Genomic DNA, 15,429 nt, shown 5'->3' on the forward strand with positions numbered 1-15,429 from the left:
CACAGGGGAAGATGGTCCGACCTCGCCGATGCACTTCGAAGAAGGCCACGCGGCGGGCCTGATCTCGCTTATACGCCTGCGGTGGGACGCTTCCAGTGCCGTCAGCGGTGTTCCGACGGACGGTCGCCCTGCGATGCGTCGGCAACCTCTCCCAGCTCGTGCAGCACCGCGGTGGCGTAGCTTCCCGGCGGCAGCGAGAACACCAGGCGCAGCGCATCGGGCGACAGCCACGACCACGCCAGCCCGTCGGGCCGGAGGCGCAGCGCACGGCGCTCCTGCCGCAACCCTTCCCGCTCAAGCCCCTGCCGCAACGCCAGTGCATCGTCATCCTGCAGCGCGAGCACCTCGCGCTCGCGGGCGACTGCCTGCGTGCGCGGTTCCCCGGCACCCCATAGAGGTCCGGTGGGATGAATGTCGAAGTCTTCGAGTCGCTGCGCCAGTTGCTCGCTCCACGGTTCGGGCCCGAACACGCTGCGGCTGCCCGCGAGCATCCAGACCTCGCCGTCGATGCCACGATTCCAGCTGCCATCGGCCAGCCGCGCGGCCAGTACCCGGTTGAACAGCTCCGATCGCGCGGCCGATATCAGCAACGAGCGCTGCTCGCGCCGCACGCGCCGTCCCGCGAACATCGCCAGTGCGGCCGCCACGTTGCCGCCGTCGCGCCCGAAGCGCTGTTCGCCGAACCAGTTCGGCAGGCCATGTGCGGCGATATCGCGCAACCGCGCCTCGATGGTTCCGGCATCGCCTTCCATGCCCCGCAGCACCAGTTCGAACCGATTGCCGGCAAGCGCGCCGCGCGGCAGCTTGCGCGAATGCCAGGTCGACGCCAGCACCGTCAGGTCATCGGAAACGAGCGTTGCCAGATCCGGGGCCACCTTGCGCGGGAAGTGCACGCTGAACCGTTGCCGGGTGACCGCATGGCGATCCTTGAGGCCGGCATAGCCCACGCCCATCTCGGTGATCCCCGCCCACGCGGCGATGCGCTTGGCAGCGAATGCCGTATTCATGCCTCGCTTCTCGACAGTCAGCAGCAGGTGCTCGCCTTCGCCGGAAGGTTCGAAGCCGGGCAACTCCTCGACGACGAAGTCTTCCGGCACGCTGCGTATGCGTGCGGAGAGGACCGGCGCGCCGAACGCACGCGGCAACGCCTCGCTCATGCGCGTACCAGCAACACCACGGCCTGTGCCGCGATGCCTTCGCCCCGCCCGGTAAAACCCAGTTTTTCCGTCGTGGTCGCCTTGATGCTCACCGCATCCTGATCGATGCGCAGGTCCTCGGCCACGCAGGCGCGCATGGCGTCGGCGTGGGGCCCGACTTTCGGCCGCTCGCAGATCACGGTGACATCGACATTGCCAACCCGCCAGCCACGCTCGCCGATCAGCGCGTCGCAATGACGGACGAAGGCTCGGCTGTCTGCACCCTTCCAGCGATCGTCGGACGGCGGGAAGTGCCGTCCGATGTCGCCCAGCGCCAGCGCACCCAGCATCGCATCGCACAACGCGTGCAGCACGACGTCACCGTCGCTGTGCGCCAGCACGCCACGCTCGTGCGGAACGCGTACGCCGCCCAGCATGATGTGGTCGCCGTCGCCGAAGGCGTGCACGTCGAAGCCCTGGCCGATGCGGATGTTCAATGGGTTGGACATGCTTCTTCCGTTAGCGCGTCAGCGGGTCCGCTGCGCACGTTCATAGGCGAACCGCGCCAGGTCCGCCGGCGTGGTGATCTTGAAGTTGCTTTCGGAGCCTTCCACCAGCAAGGGGCGCAGGCCCAGGCGCTCCATCGCCATCGCCTCGTCGGTGACCTCGACGCCGTCGGCGGTCGCGGCTTCCAGCGCGCGGGTCAACTGCAGGCGGCGGAAAAGTTGCGGCGTGAAGGCGCGCCACAGCCGCTCGCGCGGCTCGGTGCCGTCGATGCCGCCATCGTCGCCGGCACGTTTCAGGGTGTCGCGGACCGGGGCGGCGAGGATCGCGCCGACCGGATCGTTGCGACCGCGCTCCAGCAGCTGGGACAGGTCCGTCAGCGACAGATTCGGACGTGCCGCATCGTGCACCAGCACGAAGTCGTCCGCGCGCACGTGCTCGGGCAGTGCGCGCAGGCCGGCCAGCACGGACGCCGCCCGGGTCGCGCCACCCACACAGACCTGCACGGGCTTGTCGGCGAATGACACCCAGCCGGGCCAGTCGGGATCGTTCTCCGATACCGGCACGACCGCACCTTCCACCGCATCATGCGCGAACAGCGCCGACAGGGTGTGCGCGATCAACAGCGCGCCGTCCACCATCAGATACTGTTTGGGGAGTTCAGCGCCGAAGCGGGTGCCACGTCCCGCCGCGGGCACGACGGCCCAGATACGGGCCATCAGGGTGCAGGCTCTGCGACATCGCTGTCGCCGCCGTCTTCGCTGGCGGCGGCCACCGGAGGGACCGGTTCGACCACGCGGTAGAACTTCTCGCCCGGCTTGATCATGCCCAGTTCGCTGCGCGCGCGTTCCTCCACCGCCGACTCGCCGGATTTGAGGTCCTCGACTTCGGCGGCCAGGGCGTCGTTGCGTTCCTGCAGGCCCGCGTTCTCGCGTTTCTGCACCTCGACCTGCTGCTCCAGCGCGACGACCTGGCCCGAACTGCCGACGCCGAACCAGAACTTGTACTGCAGCCATCCCAGCAGCAGTACCAGCACCAGCAGGAGCCAGGGCGCCTTGCGCATGGATTACTTCTTCAGCGACACGAAGGCGTTGCGACCGGCGTAACGCGCCTTGCCGCCCAGCGCCTCTTCGATGCGCAGCAGCTGGTTGTACTTGGCCACGCGGTCGCTGCGGCACAGTGAACCGGTCTTGATCTGCGTCGCGGTGGTGGCGACGGCGATGTCGGCGATCGTCGTGTCCTCGGTTTCACCCGAACGGTGCGACACCACGGCGGCATAGTTCGCGTGGTGCGCCATCGCGATCGCTTCCAACGTCTCGGTCAGCGTGCCGATCTGGTTGACCTTGATCAGGATGGCGTTGGCGGTGCCGGACTCGATGCCTTCCTTGAAGATCTTGGGATTGGTGACGAACAGGTCGTCGCCGACCAGCTGCACCTTGCTGCCGACACGGTCGGTCAGCAGCTTCCAGCCCGCCCAGTCGTCTTCGGCCAGGCCGTCCTCGATGGTGATGATCGGGTACTGCGCGGCCCAATCGGCCAGGAAGTCGACGAACTGCTCGCTGGTCAGGCGCTTGTTCTCGCCGACCAGGTGGTACTTGCCGTTGTCGAAGAATTCGCTGGAAGCCACGTCCAAGCCCAGCAGCACGTCTTCGCCGGCGGTGTAGCCGGCCTTGCCGATGGCTTCCAGGATGGTGTCCAGGGCCTCGACGTTGCTGCGGAAATCGGGGGCGAAGCCGCCCTCGTCGCCGACGGCCGTGCTCAGGCCGTGACCCTTCAGCACCGACTTCAGCGAGTGGAAGATCTCGGTGCCGGCGCGCAGCGATTCGGCGAAGGAGTCGAAGCCCACCGGTAGCACCATGAACTCCTGGAAGTCCACGTTGTTGTCGGCATGCGCACCGCCGTTGATGATGTTCATCATCGGCACCGGCAGGGTGACGTCGTTGCCGTTGGCCAGGTGCTGCCACAGCGGGACCTTCTTCGAAGCGGCCACGGCATGTGCGTTGGCCATCGACACGCCGAGCAGCGCGTTGGCGCCCAGGCGGCCTTTGTTCTCGGTGCCATCCAGATCGATCAGGCGACGGTCCAGACCCTCCTGGTCCGCGGCATCGAAGCCCTTCAGCGCGGACGCAATCGTCGTGTTGACGTTCTCCACCGCCTTGCGCACGCCCTTGCCCAGATAGCGGGTCTTGTCGCCATCACGCAGCTCGACCGCTTCCTTGGTGCCGGTCGAGGCGCCGGACGGCACCATGGCGCGACCGAAGGAACCGTCTTCCAGCGTGACCTCGGCTTCGAGGGTAGGATTGCCGCGGGAATCGAGGATTTCGCGGGCGTGGATCTTGGCGATCTGGGTCATCGTGTCGTGTGCTCAGCTCAGAGAGTGGATTCGAGGAAACCGTTCTTCTTGGTAATGCTGTCCAGCGCCAGCAACGTTTCCAGCAGCGCTTCCATCTTGTCCAGCGGCCATGCGTTCGGGCCATCGGACAGCGCCTTGGCCGGATCCGGGTGGGTCTCGGCGAACAGGCCTGCGACGCCGACCGCGACGGCCGCACGCGCCAGCACCGGCACGAACTCGCGCTGGCCGCCGGAGCTGCTGCCCTGCCCGCCCGGCAACTGCACCGAATGGGTCGCGTCGAACACCACCGGGCAGCCGGTATCGCGCATCACGCTCAGCGAGCGCATGTCGCTGACCAGGTTGTTGTAGCCGAACGAGGCGCCACGTTCGCAAACCATGATGTCCTGGTTGCCGGTGGCCTTGGCCTTCTCGACGACCGGCTTCATGTCCCATGGCGACAGGAACTGGCCCTTCTTGATGTTGACCGGCTTGCCGGCCGAGCAGACCTTCTTGATGAAGTCGGTCTGGCGCACCAGGAACGCCGGCGTCTGCAGCACGTCGACCACGGCGGCGACTTCGTCCATCGGCGTGTATTCGTGTACATCGGTGAGGACCGGTACGCCGACCTGCTTCTTCACCGCGTCGAGCACTTTCAGGCCTTCTTCCATGCCGGGACCGCGGAAACTGGTGCCGGAGGTGCGATTGGCCTTGTCGAAGCTGGACTTGAAGATGAAGTTCATTCCCAGCTTGCCGGTGATTTCCTTCAGGCGGCCGGCGACGTCGATCTGCAACTGCATCGACTCGATCACGCAGGGGCCGGCGATCAGGAACAGGGGCTGGTCCAGGCCGACGTCAAAACCACAGAGCTTCATTCCTCAACTCCTTCGTTGCGGGCGCCGCATACCGCGGCGCCGATGCATGACAGTTAGGCCCGCGCTTCCTTCAACAGCTTGCCGCCGGCCTTCTTCTCGCGCGCGGCGCGGATGAAGCCAACGAACAGCGGATGCCCGTCGCGCGGCGTGGACAGGAACTCCGGGTGGGCCTGGCAGGCCAGGAACCAGGGGTGCACGGCACGCGGCAGTTCCACCATCTCCACCAGCAGGTCATCCATCGACTTGGCGGCGATCACCAGGCCGGCGTCTTCCAACTGCGTGCGATAGCGGTTGTTGAACTCGTAACGATGGCGGTGACGCTCGGCCACGACGTCCTTCCCATAGAGATCGCGCGCCAGCGTACCGGGCTTCAGGCGTTGCTCCTGCAGGCCGAGCCGCATGGTGCCGCCAAGGTCGGAACGTTCGTCGCGCTTCTCGACATCGCCGCTGGCCGTGCGCCACTCGGTGATCAGACCGATCACCGGATGCGGCGACTGCTTGTCGTTCTCGGTGCTGTTGGCCTCGTCCAGGCCCGCCACATGGCGCGCATAGTCGACCACCGCCGCCTGCATGCCGTAGCAGATGCCGAAGTACGGCAGCTTCTGCTCGCGGGCGAAGCGCGAGGTCAGTACCTTGCCTTCGAAACCGCGATCACCGAATCCACCCGGCACCAGGATGCCGTCCACGCCCTGCAGCAGGGCCATGTCGGTGTCTTCCAGCTCCTGCGCTTCGATCCACTTCAGGTTGACGCGCGTGCGCTGGCGCAGGCCGCCGTGCTTGAGCGCCTCGCCGACGGACTTGTAGGCGTCCTGGTGATCGACGTACTTGCCGACGACCGCGATGGTCACTTCGTCCAGCGGGTTGAGCGTCGCGTCGACCGCGGCTTCCCACTCGTACAGGTCCGCAGACTTCGCGTTCTCGATGCGGAACTGGCGCAGGACGATCTCGTCCAGGCCCTGGCCATGCAGGCCCATCGGGATGCGGTACAGCACGTCCACGTCCGGCACGCTGATGACGGCGCGCTCCGGCACGTTGGTGAACAGCGAGATCTTCCGACGCTCGGAGTCCGGGATCGGCTGCTCGGAACGGCACAGCAGTACGTCGGGCTGGATACCGATCGAACGCAGTTCCTTCACCGAGTGCTGGGTGGGCTTGGTCTTCAGCTCACCCGCGGCGGCGACGTACGGCACCAGCGTCAGGTGCATGAACAGCGCCTTCTCCGGACCGCGCTCGGTGCGGATCTGGCGGATCGCCTCGAGGAACGGCAGCGACTCGATGTCGCCGACCGTACCGCCGATCTCGACCAGCGCTACGTCGAAGCCTTCGGTGGCCTCGTCGATGCAGCGGCGGATCTCGTCGGTGATGTGCGGGATCACCTGCACGGTCGCGCCCAGATAGTCGCCGCGGCGCTCCTTGCGGATCACGTTCTCGTAGATCCGGCCGGTGGTGACGGAGTTCTTGCGGCTCAGGCGCGTGCGCACGAAGCGCTCGTAGTGGCCCAGGTCCAGGTCGGTTTCGGCGCCGTCGTCGGTGACGTACACCTCACCGTGCTGGAACGGGCTCATGGTGCCCGGGTCGACGTTGATATAGGGGTCCAACTTCATCATCGTGACCTTCAGGCCACGTGCTTCGAGAATGGACGCAAGCGAAGCGGCGGCGATGCCCTTGCCTAGCGAGGACACAACGCCGCCGGTAACGAAAATCAGGGGAGTCATGGGCGGGGCTCCGGAAAGCCATAGTCTACAGGCAACGCGTGTCGCCCGGAAGCGCGACGCCCCGCCGAAGCGGGGCGTCTGTCAGTGGCCTTGTCGCCGAAAACCCTTGTACCGCAAGGCTTCCAGCGGACCTCCGGGACTCAGGGCTTGCGCTCTTCTTCCTCGTCACCGGCCTTCTTCTGCTGACCCTCGGCGGCCTTGCGCTGCTTGGCGGCGGCCTCGTTGGCCGCGCGACGGCGCGCCTTGGCCTCGGGATCGGAAGGATCACTGGTCTGGGACTGGTCCTGCTTCGGCTTGTCGGCATCGTTGCCGGTCCGGGACTGGGCGAAGGCCTGGACCGCGAACAGCGCAGCCACGGTGGCGGCGGACAGCAGCAACAGGTTGCGGGACTTCATGGCGATGCTCCTCGAGGATGATGGAAACATGGGGCGCCGGTCGGCGCATTCCAAGGGCATCCCTGTCCACGCGCGCAGTTTCAGGCTGTGCGACTGAACATGGCAAAAATCCGGCCCAGGCGGCACACTGCCGCACCCTTCGATTCCGACAGAGGACGTCGCATGCGCTTCTCCCTCCGGCTGCTCGCCACCCCCCTCGTCGTTCTGGCCCTGCTGCCCGCGGCGGCATGGGCGCAGCGCGCGCCGCTCCCCTTGAAGGACATCCGTCTGGACCAGATGGCGCAGGACACCCAGCGCACCAAGATCGACGACGACACCATCGAACTGGTCTGGCTGATCCCGTCGCTCTACTGGCAGGTGTCCGCAACCCAGCAGCAGGAGCTGAGCGAGGGCGACAGGAAGCGCTTCCTGGGGCAGCTGGACGACTACCTGCTGATCGCCGCCGTGCGCGGCAAAGTCGGCCTGATGGGCATCGACGAGTTCGCGGGTTCGGACGCACTGCTGGAAGACCTCCGCATCGTCGACGCCGCGGGCACCTCGTATTCCCCCCTTTCGCCGGCGCGCATTCCGTCGCAACTGAAGAACCTGCTCGCCGTGTTGCGACCGGTGATGGCCAACATGCTTGGCCCGATGGGCGACAACATGCACTTCGCTGTATTCAATGCGCGCGACGCCAAGGGCAAGCAACTGTTCGACCCTCTGGTGGACGGCCGTCTTCAGGTGCGCACCGCGAACAACAGCTACCCGTTCCGCGCGCCGCTGGGCAGCGTGCTGCCGCCCCAGCACGACCCGAAGACCGGTGAAAGCTTCCCCGGCGACTATCACTACAATCCCTACACCGGCGGAGCCCTGCAGGACTCCGCGCAGCCCCGCTGAGAACACGCACGCACCATGAGCAGCCGCTACAACGCCGCCGACATCGAAGTCCTTTCCGGCCTTGACCCCGTCAAGCGCCGGCCCGGCATGTACACCGACACCGCGCGCCCCAACCATCTGGCGCAGGAAGTCATCGACAACGCGGTGGACGAGGCGCTGGCCGGGCACGCCGGCAGCATCGAGGTCACTTTGTACAAGGATGGCAGCTGCGAAGTCAGCGATGACGGCCGCGGCATGCCGGTCGACATCCATCCCGAGGAAAAGATTCCGGGCGTCGAATTGATCCTCACCCGCCTGCATGCGGGTGGCAAGTTCAGCAACAAGAACTACACGTTCTCCGGCGGCCTGCATGGCGTGGGTGTCAGCGTGGTCAACGCGCTGTCCACACTGGTGGAAGTGCACATCAAGCGCGAAGGCAGCGAGCACCGCATCACCTTCCGCAACGGCGACCGCGCCACGCCGCTGGAAGTGGTCGGCAGCGTCGGCAAGAAGAATACCGGCACGCGCGTGCGCTTCTGGGCCGATCCCAAGTACTTCGACACGCCGAAATTCAACGTGCGCGCGCTCAGGCACCTGCTGCGCGCCAAGGCCGTGCTATGCCCGGGCCTGAACGTCACCCTGTTCGACGAAGCCACGGGCGAGCGCGACAGCTGGCACTACGAGGACGGCCTGCGCGACTACCTGCGCGGCGAGATGGCCGGCCGCGAGCTGTTGCCGCCGGAGCTGTTCGTCGGCCAGCTGAAGAAGGACAGCGAGGTCGTCGACTGGGCCGTGGCCTGGGTGCCGGAAGGCGAGCTGGTGCAGGAAAGCTACGTCAACCTGATTCCCACCGCCCAGCACGGCACGCACGTCAACGGCCTGCGCAGTGGCCTGACCGATGCGCTGCGCGAGTTCTGCGACTTCCGCAACCTGCTGCCGCGCGGCGTGAAGCTGGCACCGGAAGACGTGTGGGACCGCGTGACCTTCGTGCTGTCACTGAAGATGACCGACCCGCAGTTCAGCGGCCAGACCAAGGAACGCCTGTCCTCGCGCCAGGCCGCGGGCTTCATCGAGGGCGCCGCACACGATGCCTTCAGCCTGTGGCTGAACCAGCACGTCGACCTCGGCGAGAAGATCGCGCAGATCGCCATCGAACGCGCCAGCGCGCGCCTGAAGACGGAAAAGCAGGTCGTCCGCAAGAAAGTCACCCAAGGCCCCGCCCTGCCCGGCAAACTGGCCGACTGCATCAGCCAGGACCTGTCGCGCACCGAGCTGTTCCTGGTCGAAGGCGATTCGGCGGGCGGCAGCGCCAAGCAAGCGCGCGACAAGGATTTCCAGGCGATCCTGCCGCTGCGCGGCAAGATCCTCAACACCTGGGAAGTCGCCAGCACGTCGGTGCTCGCCTCCGATGAAGTCCACAACCTTGCCATCGCGATCGGCTGCGATCCAGGCAAGGACGACATCAGCGGACTGCGCTACGGCAAGGTCGTCATCCTCGCCGACGCGGACTCCGACGGCCTGCATATCGCTACGCTGCTGACGGCCCTGTTCCTGCGCCATTTCCCTGCGCTGGTGAATGCAGGCCACGTGTTCGTCGCGATGCCGCCGCTGTTCCGCGTCGACGTGGGCAAGCAGGTGTTCTACGCGCTGGACGAGGAAGAAAAGCGCCTGCTGCTGGAGAAGATCGAGCGCGAGAAGATCCGTGGCCAGGTCAACGTCACCCGCTTCAAAGGCCTGGGTGAAATGAACCCGTCCCAGTTGCGCGAGTCGACCATCCATCCCGATACCCGTCGCCTGGTTCAGCTGACGGTGGACGACGAGCCGCAGACGCGCGGCCTGATGGACATGCTGCTGGCGAAGAAGCGTGCGTCGGACCGCAAGGCGTGGCTGGAGACGAAGGGCGACCTGGCTTCATTGGAAGCCTGATAGCGGAAATCCGTTGCATGGGGCCGTTGCGACGGCCTCATCATGACAGGATCGGATTCTTCGCGAGGCGCGGTTGAACGCGTCGTTCACTTCCCCGATGCGATAACCGGCGCATGGCAACGGATCGCGACGCGCACCCCTATACCTTCGGGCTGGAAGAGGAGTACTTCCTCGTCCGCCGCAACGGCCGTCGCCTGCGGCATATGCCGCGGCGATTCTTCAGTGATTGCCGCGAAGCGCTGGGCGAGCGCTTCGGCAGCGAGATGCTGCAGACCCAGGTGGAAGTGCAGACCGGCGTGCACGACGACACGCGAGCCGCCGAAACCGACCTGCGCACGCTGCGTCGTACCGTCGGCGAGATCGCGCATCGGCATGGGCTCGGCATCCTGTCGGCCGGCACGCATCCCTCGGCGCAATGGCGCGGACAGCGCAGCACGGACAAGCCCCACTACGACCAGGTGATGGGCGAGCTGCAGATGCTGGGCCAGCGCAACTTGCTGTGCGGCCTGCATGTGCATGTGCAGCCAGCCGATCCCGGCCAGCGTGTTGCCCTGATGGCGCGCATGCAACCGTTCCTTCCGCTGCTGCTGGCGCTCAGTACGTCGTCTCCCTTCTGGATGGGGCATGCCACCGGCCTGATGGGCTACCGGCAGACGGCCTACCAGGAGATCCCGCGCACCGGACTGCCGCCGCTGTTCCGCAACCAGGCCGAGTACGACCACTACGTGCAGCGCATGGTCGACGGCCGCGCGATCAAGGATGCGAGCTTCCTCTGGTGGGCGCTGCGACCGTCGCTCGCGTTTCCCACGCTGGAGCTGCGCGTCACCGACGCCTGTACGGACCTGTGCGACGCATTGGCCATCGCGCAGATCTACCGTTGCCTGGTGCGGCACCTCGAGCGCAGGCCCACGCTGTATGCCGACCTGCAGGCGGGCGACCAGGCGATCGTGGCGGAGAACCTGTGGCGGGCGCAGCGTTATGGATTCGATGCCGGGCTGATCGACCTGGGCAGCCGTCGCCTGGTGTCAGTGCGCGAGATGCTGGAGAACACGCTGGAGGCGCTGGACGACGACATCCGCGCGCTCGACTGCACGCTGCAGGTCGAGCGGGTATGGAAGATCCTGGAGAATGGCACCAGCGCGCACGGACAGCTGGAGCGGTATCGCGCATGCAGGCAGGCTGGCGAAAGCCACGCCGACGCGTTGTCGCAGGTGGTGCAGTGGCTTGCCGACGCGAGCGTGGTCGCCTGACCGGCCGGTCAGCGCGCGATGGTCTTCTGCTGCGAGACCACGAACACGCCCGCCATCACCAGCACGGTGCCCGCGACCTGCCAGGGGCCCATCGGCTCTCCGAGCAGCAGCAGGCTGAGTACGATGGTCGACACGGGGCCGATCATGCCGACCTGCGCGGCGAGCGCGGAGCCGATGCGCGCCACGGCCATCATCACGGCCAGCACCGGGAGTACCGTGCACAGCGTGCCGTTGACCAGCGACAGCGCGTAGACCTCCCAAGGCAGCACCATCGCCTGCATCGGGCGCAGCACCACGAACTGCAGCAGGCACAGTACGCTGGCCACGCTGCTGGCGTACGCGGTCAGCCGCACCGCGCCCACGCGTGCGACCAGTTCGCCACTGCCCACGAGATAGAGCGCATAGGCCAAGGCGCTACCGAAGACCAGCACAGCGCCCAGCAGAATGTTCGATCCGCCTGCTTGCAGATCGTGGCCGAAGGCCAACGCCACGCCCGCATAACTGACCAGTAGCGCGATCGCCTGGCGGCGCGAGATGCGTTTGCCGAACGCCAGCCAGCCGATCAGTGCCACCAGCGTCGGAGTCAGATAGAGGATCAGCCGCTCCAGCGTGGCGGTGATGTAGGCCAGGCCCGCGAAATCGAGGAAGCTCGCGAGGTAGTAGCCGAGGAAACCCAGCAGCAGGATCCGCACGCGGTCCGCGTTCGACAACGGCGCGCTGCGGCGGGCGGCCCAGAACCCCATCAGCAGGAAGAACGGAAAGGCCACCAGCATGCGTAGCGCCAACAACGTGACCGCATCGGTGCCGTACCGGTAACCGAGCTTGACGATGATCGCCTTGCCCGAAAACGCGATGGCGCCCAACGCCGCGAGCACCAGGCCGGAGCGGCTGACCATCTGCAGGACCGGCCGCGACGCAGGCGCATCTACCGCTTCGGCCGGCGCCACGTCCAGCGGCTGCGCCAGTTCGTCTTCCGCCTGCGGGCGCGTCATTGCGGCGACATCAGGCCAGCGTGCATTCCAGCAGGCGCCGGATCAGCACCTGGGTACGCGCTGCGCGGTCCGGCACGTACGCGAACGTGTCCTCGTCCATGTAGTTGAGTTGGGCGAGCTCCAGCTGCACGGCCTGGATACCACGTTCGACATCGGCGTAGTGACGGGTGATGTAACCACCACGGAAGCGTCCGTTGACCACGGAACTGAAGTCCGTCTGCGAGGCCAGCACGTCTTCCAGCGCCTGCTGCAGCGCGGGCGAGCAGCTCGCACCGGCCGCCGTGCCCAGATTGAAATCCGGCAGGCGACCATCGAACAGGAACGGCACCACGCTGCGGATCGAGTGACCCTCCCACAGCACTGCACGCCCATGCACGTCATGGATGCGCGCCAGTTCTTCCTGCAGCGCGCGGTGGTACGGCCGCCAGTAGGTGTCCACGCGCGACGCGATATCGTCGGGTGTCGGCTCCCGTCCCGGCAGATACACGGGATCGCCACTGAAGCGCACGATCGGGCACAGGCCAGTGGTGTTCTGGCCCGGATACAGCGAGACGTCGTCTTCCGGCCGGTTCAAGTCGACCACGTAGCGCGAGTACGCGGGCACGATGATCGAGGCGCCCAGCTGGCGCGCGAAGTCGTACAGCTCGGCGACATGCCAGTCGGTATCCGGCACGCGCCGCGCCTCCGGCGTCAGGCGCGCCGCGATGTGGTCAGGCACCGACGTGCCGTTGTGCGGCAGGCTGATGAACAGCGGCGCCGTGCCGCGATGCAGGGTGAAGGTCTCCATGCCGCCATTGTATCGCCGTGCCCACAGAAGCCGGCTCACCGCATCAGCACGACTTCCTCGGCGCTGGTCGGGTGAATGGCGACGGTATCGTGCAGGTCGGCCAGGGTGATGCCCTTCTTCAGCGCCACCGCGAAGCCCTGGAGCATCTCGTCCGCGCCCTCGCCCAGCAGATGCAGACCGACGACACGCTTGTCCGCGCCTACCAGGACCAGCTTGAACAGGCTGCGCTGGGGCGAATCGGCCAATGCATGCAGCATGGGGCGGAAGCGCGCGGTCAGCACATGGACGTCATCGCCGTGGCGCTCGCGCGCCTCGGCCTCGGTCAGGCCTACCTGTCCGACCGGCGGGTGCGAGAACACCACGGTCGGGATCTGCGTGTAGTCCAACCGGGCGTCGGCCTGCCCGCCGAACAGCCGATCCATCAACCGGCGCGCCGCCGCGATGGCGACCGGCGTCAACGCCGCCTGCCCGGTGACGTCGCCGACGGCATGGACACCGGCAACGCAGGTGTCCTGGCGTGCATCCACCTGCACGAAACCCTTCGGGTCCAGCGCCACGCCGGCGGCCTCCAGTCCCATGTCTTGGGTCGATGCGCGACGCCCGGTGGCGAAGATCACCGTGTCGAAACGTCCCGTCCGCGTGCCGTCCTCCGCCAGCAACACCACGCCGTCGTCCGGGGCGCGCTCCAGCGCGGCCACCGCATGACCGAAATGCAGCCGCACACCGTGTTGGCGCATGTCGGCGACCAGTTCGTCGGTAATCTGCGTGTCGAAGCCGTCCAGCACGCGCGGCCCGCGCACGAACATCTCCACCTGGCTGCCCAGCGCCTGCAGCACGCCCGCCAGCTCGACCGCGACGTAACCGCCGCCGATGATCGCCACGCGTGCGGGCGCGGCACACAGGTTGAAAAAATCGTCGGACACCTTGCCCAGTTCGGCACCGGGGATATCCGGGCGTACCGGGTGCCCGCCGGTGGCGATCAGCAGATGCCTGGCGGTGAGCGGAACGCCGTCCGCATTGACCACGGTGTTCGCATCCAGCAGTCGTCCGCGGCACGGCATCAGTACGACGCCGCTCTCGTCCAGCCGCTTCATGTAGCTGGCATGGATGCCGGCGATGTAGCGCTGGCGATGGACGATGAACTCCTTCCAGTCCAGCGTGGGCGGTGACGTGTCGAAGCCCAGCGACGACGCCAGCGCGATCTTCTGCGACAGCTCCGCCGCCAGCCACATCGCCTTCTTCGGCACGCAGCCGACGTTGACGCAGGTGCCGCCGAGCTCTTTCGGCTCCAGCAACGCCACCTTCGCGCCGTACGACGCCGCGCGGAATGCACCGGCCAGGCCGCCCGAGCCGCCGCCGATCACGATGAGGTCGAACGCCTGGGGTTTCATGCGAATCGCTCCGGTCGGTACGGCGAAGGATCGAAGGCCGGTGTGCGGCCCGTCATCAGGTCGGCCATCAGCTGGCCGGTCGCGCTGCTCATGCTGATGCCGAGCATCCCGTGACCCGCGGCCATCCAGACATGCGCGTGGCCCGGCGCACGCCCCAACAGAGGAAGATCGTCCCACGTCATCGGTCGCCAGCCACACCAGCGCTCGTGCACTTCGCTGCCGACGGGTTCGCGCAGGAACTCGCGCGCACCCCGTTCCAGCGCGGCCAGCCGTGTTTCGTTGAGCGTGTCGTCATGGCCGGAGAACTCCATCGTGCTGCCGAGCCGGAATCCGCTCTCCCACACCGTCACGCACACGGAACGATCCTTCAGCACCATCGGGTGCCGCGGCACCACCGCCGGGCGCGAATACGTGATCGAGTAGCCCTTGCCCGGCTGGATCGGCGCGCGCAGGCCGAGCTTGCGTGCGAAATCGGGTGTCCAGGCGCCCAGCGCGATCACCGCATCGCGGCCTTCGCGCGGACCCTGCTCCGTCGTCAGCCGCACGCCGGCCGCGGCCGTCTCCAGGCGATCCACGCGGCAGTGCTCTTCGATGACGCCGCCGCGCTCGCGCACCACGCGCGCGAGTTCGGCCACGTAGCGATCGGGCCGCAGGCGGGCATCGCCGGGGAAGCGGATCGCGCCGGTGATACCGGGCAGCATCGCAGGCTCTTCAAGCAGGTAGGCGGTGCCGTCGAACACCTGCGTCGCGATGCCGAATTCCGCCAGCACCTTCGCTTCGTCCACGTACTGCTGAAACTTGCGCGGATCGCGGAACACGTAATCGAGTCCTTCTTCCTCGAATTCGCACGCCAACCGATATCGCCCAACCCAATCGGACAGCCGCGTTCGCGAATCATTGAGCAGCGCCGCCCGCGCCTGCGTGCTCTGCCGCCAGTCGCGCGCATTGCAGCGTGCAGCGAAACGCAGCAACCAGTGCCACAGGGCCGGGTCGACGCGGGGCTTGAGGTAGAGCGGCGCGTCCGGGGTGAACATCCAGCGCAGCGCCTGCGCCACCACGCCTGGCGCCGCGAGTGGCGGCGCGTGGCTGGGCGTGATGGTGCCGCAGTTCCCATGGGAGGCACCGTCGCCCACGGCGCCGGCGTCGAGCACACGTACACCGCGTCCGGCTTCGAGCAGCGCCAGTGCGGTCGCCAGGCCGATGGCGCCACCGCCGATGATGAGGACGTCGTCGTGGGGAGAAGTCACCCCGGTAGTTTAGGGCCTGTCACCGCT

At 67.0% G+C, this 15,429-nt stretch carries 15 protein-coding genes; 3 read left to right on the top strand and 12 right to left on the bottom strand.

Translation table 11 applies throughout. The features are described 5' to 3' along the window. Positions 1-101: 101 nt before the first annotated feature. The 8 genes from truD to IB230_RS10780 all read right to left on the bottom strand — a co-directional run bounded on the left by truD (position 102) and on the right by IB230_RS10780 (position 6,954). A complete protein-coding gene (gene truD, locus IB230_RS10745) occupies positions 102-1,157 on the bottom strand; it encodes a tRNA pseudouridine(13) synthase TruD (RefSeq protein WP_192272064.1) in 1,056 nt (351 codons plus the stop codon). After that, positions 1,154-1,645: a 2-C-methyl-D-erythritol 2,4-cyclodiphosphate synthase gene (gene ispF, locus IB230_RS10750; protein WP_192272066.1), complete on the bottom strand. Its 492-nt coding sequence runs from the start codon at positions 1,643-1,645 to the stop codon at positions 1,154-1,156. The genes truD and ispF overlap by 4 nt, the downstream gene beginning before the upstream one ends. 18 nt (positions 1,646-1,663) lie before the next feature. Beyond that, positions 1,664-2,362: a 2-C-methyl-D-erythritol 4-phosphate cytidylyltransferase gene (gene ispD, locus IB230_RS10755; RefSeq protein WP_192273897.1), complete on the bottom strand. Its 699-nt coding sequence runs from the start codon at positions 2,360-2,362 to the stop codon at positions 1,664-1,666. Next, positions 2,359-2,703, bottom strand: a complete 345-nt coding sequence (gene ftsB, locus IB230_RS10760; RefSeq protein ID WP_192272068.1) for a cell division protein FtsB — start codon at positions 2,701-2,703, stop codon at positions 2,359-2,361. The genes ispD and ftsB overlap by 4 nt, the downstream gene beginning before the upstream one ends. Positions 2,704-2,706: 3 nt before the next feature. After that, a complete protein-coding gene (eno, locus tag IB230_RS10765) occupies positions 2,707-3,993 on the bottom strand; it encodes a phosphopyruvate hydratase (RefSeq protein WP_192272070.1) in 1,287 nt (428 codons plus the stop codon). A 17-nt stretch (positions 3,994-4,010) separates the two neighbouring features. Next, entirely contained in the window at positions 4,011-4,844 is an 834-nt protein-coding gene (kdsA, locus tag IB230_RS10770) for a 3-deoxy-8-phosphooctulonate synthase (protein ID WP_192272072.1), read from the bottom strand. 53 nt (positions 4,845-4,897) lie between these two features. Next, positions 4,898-6,559, bottom strand: coding sequence for a CTP synthase (locus IB230_RS10775; protein ID WP_192272074.1), 1,662 nt, complete (start codon positions 6,557-6,559; stop codon positions 4,898-4,900). 140 nt (positions 6,560-6,699) lie between these two features. Continuing rightward, positions 6,700-6,954, bottom strand: a complete 255-nt coding sequence (locus IB230_RS10780) for a hypothetical protein (protein ID WP_192272076.1) — start codon at positions 6,952-6,954, stop codon at positions 6,700-6,702. A gap of 162 nt (positions 6,955-7,116) precedes the next feature. On the opposite strand from IB230_RS10780, the gene IB230_RS10785 reads away from it, so the two are divergent. The 3 genes from IB230_RS10785 (at position 7,117) to IB230_RS10795 (ending at position 10,985) form a co-directional block, all read left to right on the top strand. Continuing rightward, the gene (locus IB230_RS10785; protein WP_192272078.1) at positions 7,117-7,830 is read left to right on the top strand and encodes a hypothetical protein; all 714 of its coding nucleotides are present in this window, start codon (positions 7,117-7,119) and stop codon (positions 7,828-7,830) included. Between the two features lie 15 nt (positions 7,831-7,845). Then, complete coding sequence (gene parE / locus IB230_RS10790) at positions 7,846-9,735, top strand: DNA topoisomerase IV subunit B (protein ID WP_192272080.1); 1,890 nt, start codon at positions 7,846-7,848, stop codon at positions 9,733-9,735. 113 nt (positions 9,736-9,848) lie between these two features. Then, positions 9,849-10,985, top strand: coding sequence for a carboxylate-amine ligase (locus IB230_RS10795; protein WP_192272082.1), 1,137 nt, complete (start codon positions 9,849-9,851; stop codon positions 10,983-10,985). A gap of 8 nt (positions 10,986-10,993) precedes the next feature. Here IB230_RS10795 and IB230_RS10800 read toward each other — a convergent pair whose 3' ends face one another. The 4 genes from IB230_RS10800 to IB230_RS10815 all read right to left on the bottom strand — a co-directional run bounded on the left by IB230_RS10800 (position 10,994) and on the right by IB230_RS10815 (position 15,402). Continuing rightward, positions 10,994-11,881: a DMT family transporter gene (locus tag IB230_RS10800; RefSeq protein ID WP_192273898.1), complete on the bottom strand. Its 888-nt coding sequence runs from the start codon at positions 11,879-11,881 to the stop codon at positions 10,994-10,996. Positions 11,882-11,987: 106 nt separating this feature from the next. Then, on the bottom strand, positions 11,988-12,764 hold the full coding sequence (gene hutG, locus IB230_RS10805) for an N-formylglutamate deformylase (RefSeq protein WP_192272084.1): 777 nt from the start codon (positions 12,762-12,764) through the stop codon (positions 11,988-11,990). 35 nt (positions 12,765-12,799) lie between these two features. After that, entirely contained in the window at positions 12,800-14,155 is a 1,356-nt protein-coding gene (gene gorA / locus IB230_RS10810) for a glutathione-disulfide reductase (protein WP_192272086.1), read from the bottom strand. Then, positions 14,152-15,402: an FAD-dependent oxidoreductase gene (locus IB230_RS10815; protein ID WP_192272088.1), complete on the bottom strand. Its 1,251-nt coding sequence runs from the start codon at positions 15,400-15,402 to the stop codon at positions 14,152-14,154. Before IB230_RS10815 ends, gorA begins: the two co-directional genes overlap by 4 nt. Positions 15,403-15,429 lie beyond the last annotated feature (27 nt).

This window comes from Pseudoxanthomonas sp. PXM01 (assembly GCF_014851815.1).
Taxonomy (GTDB): Bacteria; Pseudomonadota; Gammaproteobacteria; order Xanthomonadales; family Xanthomonadaceae; genus Pseudoxanthomonas_A.

Bases quoted from the DNA above. Each gene is read 5' to 3' on its own strand.
- truD (WP_192272064.1), bottom strand. From the start codon at position 1,157: ATGAGCGAGGCGTTGCCGCGTGCGTTCGGCGCGCCGGTCCTCTCCGCA.
- ispF (WP_192272066.1), bottom strand. From the start codon at position 1,645: ATGTCCAACCCATTGAACATCCGCATCGGCCAGGGCTTCGACGTGCAC.
- ftsB (WP_192272068.1), bottom strand. From the start codon at position 2,703: ATGCGCAAGGCGCCCTGGCTCCTGCTGGTGCTGGTACTGCTGCTGGGA.
- eno (WP_192272070.1), bottom strand. From the start codon at position 3,993: ATGACCCAGATCGCCAAGATCCACGCCCGCGAAATCCTCGATTCCCGC.
- kdsA (WP_192272072.1), bottom strand. From the start codon at position 4,844: ATGAAGCTCTGTGGTTTTGACGTCGGCCTGGACCAGCCCCTGTTCCTG.
- IB230_RS10775 (WP_192272074.1), bottom strand. From the start codon at position 6,559: ATGACTCCCCTGATTTTCGTTACCGGCGGCGTTGTGTCCTCGCTAGGC.
- IB230_RS10780 (WP_192272076.1), bottom strand. From the start codon at position 6,954: ATGAAGTCCCGCAACCTGTTGCTGCTGTCCGCCGCCACCGTGGCTGCG.
- IB230_RS10785 (WP_192272078.1), top strand. From the start codon at position 7,117: ATGCGCTTCTCCCTCCGGCTGCTCGCCACCCCCCTCGTCGTTCTGGCC.
- parE (WP_192272080.1), top strand. From the start codon at position 7,846: ATGAGCAGCCGCTACAACGCCGCCGACATCGAAGTCCTTTCCGGCCTT.
- IB230_RS10795 (WP_192272082.1), top strand. From the start codon at position 9,849: ATGGCAACGGATCGCGACGCGCACCCCTATACCTTCGGGCTGGAAGAG.
- IB230_RS10800 (WP_192273898.1), bottom strand. From the start codon at position 11,881: ATGGTCAGCCGCTCCGGCCTGGTGCTCGCGGCGTTGGGCGCCATCGCG.
- hutG (WP_192272084.1), bottom strand. From the start codon at position 12,764: ATGGAGACCTTCACCCTGCATCGCGGCACGGCGCCGCTGTTCATCAGC.
- gorA (WP_192272086.1), bottom strand. From the start codon at position 14,155: ATGAAACCCCAGGCGTTCGACCTCATCGTGATCGGCGGCGGCTCGGGC.